General features: G+C 72.1%; 7 protein-coding genes. 4 read left to right on the forward strand and 3 right to left on the reverse strand.

Features of this window, described 5'->3' with window-relative positions; translation table 11 throughout:
• Positions 1 to 259: 259 nt before the first annotated feature.
• The 4 genes from ACGWYJ_RS38365 to ACGWYJ_RS38380 all read left to right on the forward strand — a co-directional run bounded on the left by ACGWYJ_RS38365 (position 260) and on the right by ACGWYJ_RS38380 (position 4,782).
• A complete protein-coding gene (locus tag ACGWYJ_RS38365) occupies positions 260 to 1,330 on the forward strand; it encodes an aldo/keto reductase (protein ID WP_395111571.1) in 1,071 nt (356 codons plus the stop codon).
• Between the two features lie 124 nt (positions 1,331 to 1,454).
• On the forward strand, positions 1,455 to 2,192 hold the full coding sequence (locus tag ACGWYJ_RS38370; protein WP_395111573.1) for a CoA transferase: 738 nt from the start codon (positions 1,455 to 1,457) through the stop codon (positions 2,190 to 2,192).
• Complete coding sequence (locus ACGWYJ_RS38375; RefSeq protein WP_395111580.1) at positions 2,102 to 3,910, forward strand: CoA transferase; 1,809 nt, start codon at positions 2,102 to 2,104, stop codon at positions 3,908 to 3,910. Before ACGWYJ_RS38370 ends, ACGWYJ_RS38375 begins: the two co-directional genes overlap by 91 nt.
• Positions 3,911 to 4,002: 92 nt before the next feature.
• Positions 4,003 to 4,782, forward strand: a complete 780-nt coding sequence (locus tag ACGWYJ_RS38380) for a FadR/GntR family transcriptional regulator (protein WP_395111574.1) — start codon at positions 4,003 to 4,005, stop codon at positions 4,780 to 4,782.
• Positions 4,783 to 4,789: 7 nt separating this feature from the next.
• On the opposite strand, the gene ACGWYJ_RS38385 is transcribed toward ACGWYJ_RS38380, so the two are convergent.
• From ACGWYJ_RS38385 to ACGWYJ_RS38395, 3 genes are all read right to left on the reverse strand, one after another.
• Entirely contained in the window at positions 4,790 to 5,581 is a 792-nt protein-coding gene (locus tag ACGWYJ_RS38385; RefSeq protein ID WP_395111576.1) for an enoyl-CoA hydratase/isomerase family protein, read from the reverse strand.
• Complete coding sequence (locus ACGWYJ_RS38390) at positions 5,578 to 6,513, reverse strand: LLM class F420-dependent oxidoreductase (RefSeq protein WP_395111577.1); 936 nt, start codon at positions 6,511 to 6,513, stop codon at positions 5,578 to 5,580. Before ACGWYJ_RS38390 ends, ACGWYJ_RS38385 begins: the two co-directional genes overlap by 4 nt.
• Positions 6,510 to 6,753: hypothetical protein (locus ACGWYJ_RS38395; protein WP_395111579.1), on the reverse strand; the 244-nt coding region annotated here is incomplete at its 5' end. The genes ACGWYJ_RS38390 and ACGWYJ_RS38395, both read right to left, overlap by 4 nt.

Here is a 6,753-nt window from a genome sequence, read left to right on the forward strand (position 1 = left end):
CCCCGCCCCCCGCCCCCCAGAGATCACCGACCAGGCCCTTCCCCGTCCGCTCCGCGGAAGGAGACGGGGACGCGGCGACTGATGCGTCTGTGCCATCGTCATCTCAGCCCGCCCTCCCGGGCGCTTCATAAAGTAAAATGTTTACCCTATTATCTCACCGTCCGCGTTATCAGTCGACACGGCCGGCTGGGATCCACGACACCGGCCCGGGACCGCCTTCGAGCACCGCGGGCCGACGACCACGAAGGAGCACGCCACGATGCGGTATCGCCGGCTCGGCCGGACCGGGGTCCAGGTCAGCGTCCAGTGCCTGGGCGCGATGATGTTCGGCGCCGTGGGCAACACCGACCACGACGACTGCGAGCGGATCGTGCACCGGGCGCTGGACGGCGGGATCAACTTCATCGACACCGCCGACGTCTACTCCCGCGGCGAGAGCGAGGAGATCGTCGGCCGCGCGATCAAGGGACGGCGCGATGACGTCGTGCTGGCCACCAAGTGCTTCAACCCGATGGGCAAGGACCGCAACCGGCGCGGCGGATCGCGCCGCTGGATCGTGCGCGCCGTCGAGGACAGCCTGCGCCGGCTGGGCACCGACCACATCGACCTCTACCAGGTTCACCGCCACGACTGGCACACCGACCTGGAGGAGACCCTGAGCGCGCTGGACGACCTGGTCCGCCAGGGCAAGGTCCTCTACCTGGGGTCGTCCACCTACCCCGCCGACTGGATCGTCGAGGCCCAGTGGGCGGCGCGGCGGCGCGGCACCGCGCGCTTCGTCTGCGAGCAGCCCCAGTACTCCCTCTTCGCCCGCTCCGTCGAAGACGCCGTGCTGCCCGCCGCGCAGCGCCACGATATGGCCGTCATCCCCTGGAGTCCGCTGGCGGGCGGCTGGCTGACCGGCAAGTACCGCCGCGGCCGCCCGGCCCCCGAAGGCTCCCGGTTCGCCGCGGGCGGCGCCTCTGCCGCCAGAGCCCGGCGCCCCCGTATCGACGAGGATCCCAGCAGCCCGGTCCGCTTCGACGCGGTCGAGAAGCTGACCGAGATCGCTGATGATGCCGGCATCTCGCTCACCCACATGGCCTTGGCCTTCGTGGCCGAACACCCCGCGATCACGTCGACCATCATCGGCCCCAAGACCATGGACCAGCTCGACGACGCCCTGGCCGCGGCCGATCTCGAGCTCGACAGCGCCACCCTCGACGCCATCGACGAGGTCGTCCCGCCAGGGACCGACATCGCGGGCATAGAGCACTTCACCGGCAGCCCGGCGCTGCGTCCGCACAACCGGCGCCGCCCGAGGCGGCCCGACGCGATCGGTGGGGTGTGACGCCAAAGTCATACCTGTTCGCAAAAAAGAGGGCATGGTTTAATCCGATTTAACACGCGCGAAACGCTCGCAGCGGGGGTGGTGGGCGCGACCGTACCGGCCGACACCATCGGAGGTCAGGGGTATGTCCTCAGCAGCGTCCGGGCAACCGTCGTCAGGGCCGCTGGCCGGGCTGTCGGTCATCGATCTGTCCACCACCATGCCGGGCGCGCTGGCGACCCAGTTCCTCGCCGAGGCGGGCGCGGACGTCGTGGTCGTCGAGCCGCCCGGCGGCAGCCCGCTGCGCACGGCGGCCGCCTGGCCGGTGATCGCCGGCGGCAAGCGCAGCGCCGTCCTCGACGTCCACAAAGGCGGCGACCGAGCGACGCTCGACGGGCTGCTTCGCAGGGCCGACGTCGCGGTCACCACCCTGCGCCCCCGTACGGCCGAGCTTCTCGGCTTGACCCCCGACCGGATGGCCGCGCTGAACCCGCGCCTGGTGAGCGCGGCCATCACGGGCTGGGGCTCGGACGGGCCTTGGCGTGACCTGAAGGGCTACGAGGGCCTGGTCATGGCCAAGCTCGGCATGTTCCACGCCAAGCAGGCGATGGTGGCGCGCCAGGGTCCCGCCTTCGTGTCGGTTCCGTACGCCACGTGGGGCGCCGCGCAGACGGCGGTGCACGGCATCCTCGCGGCGCTGCTCGAACGGGAGGGCAGCGGTCTGGGCCAGGCCGTCGAGGCCGATCTGGTCCGTGGCGCATGTTCGACACCTGGACCTGGTTCGAGCAGCTGGTGGGGATCCGGTGGCCGGAGGCCTACACCCCGGTCGGCGCCCAAGACGAGAAGGGCGACCCGCAGAGCGCCCTGCAGTACCCGCTGCTGACCGCACAGACCAAAGACGGCCACTGGCTGCAGTTCGCGCAGGTCCAGCCGCGGCTGTTCCGCGCGATGATGGAGGAGTTCGACCTCTTCCCGCTGCTGGCGGACCCGAAGTGGAAGAACTTCCCCATGCTCGAGACCGCGGAACTGCACAGCGAACTGCGCGAGTTCATGCTGAACAAGGTCCGCGCCCGCACGCTGGCCGAATGGCAGCAGGTCTTCGAGACCAACCACGACATCAACGCCGAGATCTTCCGTTCCGGGCCGGGCGTCCTGGACCACCCGCAGCTCCTCCACGACGGCCGGGTCGCCGTCGTGGACGACCCCGAGCGCGGCCCGGTGCGCCGGCCGTCGCCGATGGTCCACACCGGTGGCGGGCCGCTGTCGCCACCGCGCCCCGCACCCCGGCTCGACGAGCACGGCGAGCAGGTTCGCGCGGAGGGCTCAGCGGGCGAGGACCCGGTGGCCGCAACCCCGGAGGCTCCAGGAGGAGCCGGGCTGCCGCTGGAGGGCGTCACGGTGCTGGACCTCGGGCTGATGTTCGCCGGGCCGTTCGGGGCCACGATCCTGTCCGACCTCGGTGCCCGCGTCCTGAAGATCGAGAACCTGGAAGGGGACCAGATCCGCAAGCTGGTCGCGTTCCCGGAGGCGGCGGGCGCGCGGGTGATGCAGGGTAAGGAGAGCATCGCGCTCGACATCGGCACCGACGACGGCAAGCGGATCCTGCGCGAACTGGTAGGCCGCTGCGATGTGGTGCTCCAGGCGTTCCGGGCCGGGGCCGCAGAGCGGGCGGGCTTCGATGCGGACACGCTACGCGCGCTGAACCCCGACCTGGTTTACGTCAACGCTCCCGGGTACGGCACCGACGGCCCGTTCGGCGACCGTCCGGCCTACGCGCCATCGATCGGCGCCGCCACCGGCCTGGCACTCACCGACGTCCCGGACGCCGCGTCCGCGACCGGGTCGATGCGGGAGATCAAGTCGGCGGCGACCCGCCTGTTCGCCGCTGCGGCCGTGCCGAGCCTGCAGGCGGATGGGATCGCGGCGCTCGGCGTTGCGTCCACCCTGCTGCTCGGCCTGGTGGCCCGCGCCCGCCGCCGCCCGCTCGGCCCGCTCACGGTCACGATGCTGGGCACCGCCGCGAACGCGCTGGCCGACCAGGTCGTCGACTACGCGGGCCGTCCCGCCGCACCGCTGGTGGACCCCGGCGGCCACGGTTTCTGTGCGCTGTACCGGATGTACCAGGCGGCCGAGGGATGGGTGTTCCTGGCGGCACCGGCCGATCGGGAGTGGGCACCGCTGGTGGCGGCGCTCGGGGCGGAGACCGAACTGGCCGGCGAACGGTTCGCGACACCGCGGGCGCGGCGGGAGAACGACGGTGCGCTGGCGGAGGCGCTGGGGAAGATCTTCGCCATCCGGCCCGCTGCCGAGTGGGAGGGCCTGCTCACCAAGGCCGACGTCGGCTGCGTCCAGGTCACCGAGGCCCCGCCCGAGACCCGGATGCAAACCGTTCCGGAGCTGGTCGACGAGTACACCGCGACGGCGACCAGCCCGGTGTTCGACGAGCATCTCCGCGTGGCGCCGCCCGTCCGCTTCTCCCGCTCGCGCACCCAGGCCAAGGGCGGCTGCCTGTGCGGCGAGCACACCGACGCGGTGCTCCGCGAACTCGGCTACGGCGACAAGGAGATTGCCGACCTGCGCGAACGCAAGGTCATCGGCTAGGCGCCCTGCTGGGGACCGGGGGCGGGTCCGAAGCCAAGGAGGCTAATATTTAGCCTGATATTCTGGGAGGCCCGTCCTCGTAAAGGAGACCCATGGCCCAGCGACCGGGCACCGGATCGCCCGCGGCGGCCGAACCCGTCCGGATTCCGCGCGGCATCCAGCGCAGCGCGCGCACGTCGGAGATCGTAGCCTCGTCCATCCGGGGGCAGATCGCGCGCGGCGAGCTCAAGCCCGGCGACCGGTTCCCCGCCGAGGACGAGCTGATGGAGGTCTTCGGCATCGCCCGCACCACGCTCCGCGAGGCGCTGCGCATCCTGGAGTCCGAGGGCCTGGTCACAGTGGTGCGCGGCCGGCACGGCGGCCCCCGGGTGACCAGCCCCACCGTCGAGCACATCGCCCGGATGTACGCCCTGCTCCTGCAGATCGAGGGCGTCACCATAGACGACCTCTACGACTCCCGGGCCGCCATCGAACCCTGGCTGGCCCGCCGGTTCGCCGAGACCCGCACCCCCAAGGCCCTGGCCGACCTCAAGTCCGCGATCGAGGCGGCGGCCACCGCCACGCACGACGACGACGGCGCGGCCTTCGGCGAGGCAGCGGCAAGGGTGCACGAGACCCTGTTCGAGCACGCCGGCAACGCCTCGATGGCGATCTTCGCGCGGCTGCTGAACGAGCTGGTCACCGGGTTCTACCGAAAGTCGGGCCAGGCCGCGGGGGTGACCGAGCGCAAGCGCGCCGTCCGCTCCTACCGCAAGTTCTACAAGCTCGTGGAGGCCGGTGACGCCGAGGCGGCCGAGGAGCACTGGGGCCGGCACATGTCCTATGTCGGGGCGAACGTGCCCGCGGGCCACCCGCTGGAGCTCTTCACCTAGAGGTGGATCAGCGTTCGCGGTCTGCGATCCAGCGCCGCACCGCGTCGCGATGTTCCTGCGAGCGGCCCGAACGGACCATCCGCTCGCTCTCGCGCGGCAGCGCCTCGCGCAGGTCCATCGTCTGCGCGTCCCGCACGTTCTCCTTGATCAGGGCGTACGCGCCGCGCGGACCGGCCGCGATCTCCCGCGCCCAGGCCGCCGCCGCGGCGGGCAGGTCGCCGTCGGGCACCACCCGGTTGAACAGGCCCAGCCGCTCTCCCGCCGCGGCGTCGATGGGCTCGGCGCCGATCAGGAACTCCAGCGCACGGGCCGGTCCGAGCATCCGGGTCAGCGCCCAGGGGCCGCTGAAGTCACCGCTGAACGCCAGCCGCGACCAGCCGCCGATGAGGGTCGCCGAGGCCGCGGCGATCCGGAGATCGGCGGCCAGCGCCAGCCCGATCCCGGCGCCCACCGCGGGGCCGGGCAGCGCGGCGATCGAGATCTTGGGGCTCTCCCGGAGCATGACGACCATGCGGGCCAGATGGGTGAGCGCCGCCGCCTCGTCGCCCTCCTCCCCGCGCCGTCCTGTGCCCTCGCGGACGTCCCCGCCCGCGCAGAACGCCGATCCGACCGCCGTGAACAGCACGCAGCCGACCTCGTCGTCTCCATCGTAGGCCTCGATCAGGCGGGGGATCGCGTCGTACATGTCCGGGTGCAGAGCGTTCCGGCGCTCGGGCCGGTTCAGCTCGATCACCCCGACCCCGCCGGCGACCCGGCCCAGGACGGTCTCCGTCCCAGTGTCGACCTGCCGGGCCTTCACAGCCCACCGACCAGGTCACCATAGGCGTGCAGGCTCTCCACGGCCGCCTGGACGCCGGAACCGGGCGGCCGGAGCACGAACCAGGTCGCCCCGGCTTCGGCCAGCCGGCCGAGATGATCGCGGTGCTCCTCGGCGGATCCGGCACCGGGCGACCAGCGGCTGTACGGCGTCTGCACCTGCACGTCCACCCGGGTGTCCACCCCCTGCGCGGCCGCGGCCAGTTCCCTGAGCTCCGCCACGGCGGCGGCGAGCCGGCCGACGCTGCTCAGCGCGGGGGTGCGGGTGGTGCGGGCGAGGGTCTCATCGATTATCAGTGGGCTCCAGCCCTGGTGCTCGGCGGCCCGCCGCCGTGCCCGTGCGCTGTTGCCGCCGATCCAGATCGGCGGGCCGCCGGGCTTCTGGACGGGACGAGGCAGCGCGGCGACACCCTCGGCCTGGAAGTGCCGGCCTTTGTACTCGTACGGGTTGTGGCTCCAGACGCCGCGCAGCACCTCCAGCGCCTCGTCGAACAGCTCGTTGCGCTGCTCGAACGGGACGCCCAGCGCGCGGAACTCCGACTTCATGTACCCGCCGCCCGCCACGAGCGTCATCCGCCCGCCGGAGAGCACGTCCACGGTCGCCACGCTCTTCGCCGTCAGGAAGGGGTTCCGGTACGGCAGCACGAGCAGGTACGACATCAGCCGCAGTCGTTCGGTCACCGCGGCGCAGAAGGACAGGGCCGAGGGGACGTCCAGCGCCTCGTGCCCGCCCGCGTCCAGCCACCGCTGGGATGGGGCCGGATGGTCGGTGAACGCGATCGCGTCGAGTCCGGCGCGTTCGGCGGCCTGGGCGACCTCGCGCATGCCGTCCGGGGTCAGGAGCTCGGGATCGTACCCGGGCTCGCTCACCGGATAGTCGACGGTGATCCGCAGCGCCCTGTCGCGGCTGCTCATGGGGTGACGCCGTACCGGTCGAGTTCGTGGCGGACCATGCCGTCCAGCGTGGGGGCGGGCGGCTCGGGAAGCTCGACGCGGGGCCGGTCGCGGGTGGGGAGCAGGACGACGGCGGTGCCGGGGGTGGTGGTCTCGCCGCGCTGGTTCTCGCACCGCACCTCGATGTGAACCTCGTTGCGGCCGTCCTGCTGGACCTTGTCGGTGACCTGGCCGCGCACCCAGGTCACGTCACCGATGTAA

This window comes from Actinomadura sp. SCN-SB (assembly GCF_043906805.1).
GTDB lineage: Bacteria > Actinomycetota > Actinomycetes > Streptosporangiales > Streptosporangiaceae > Spirillospora.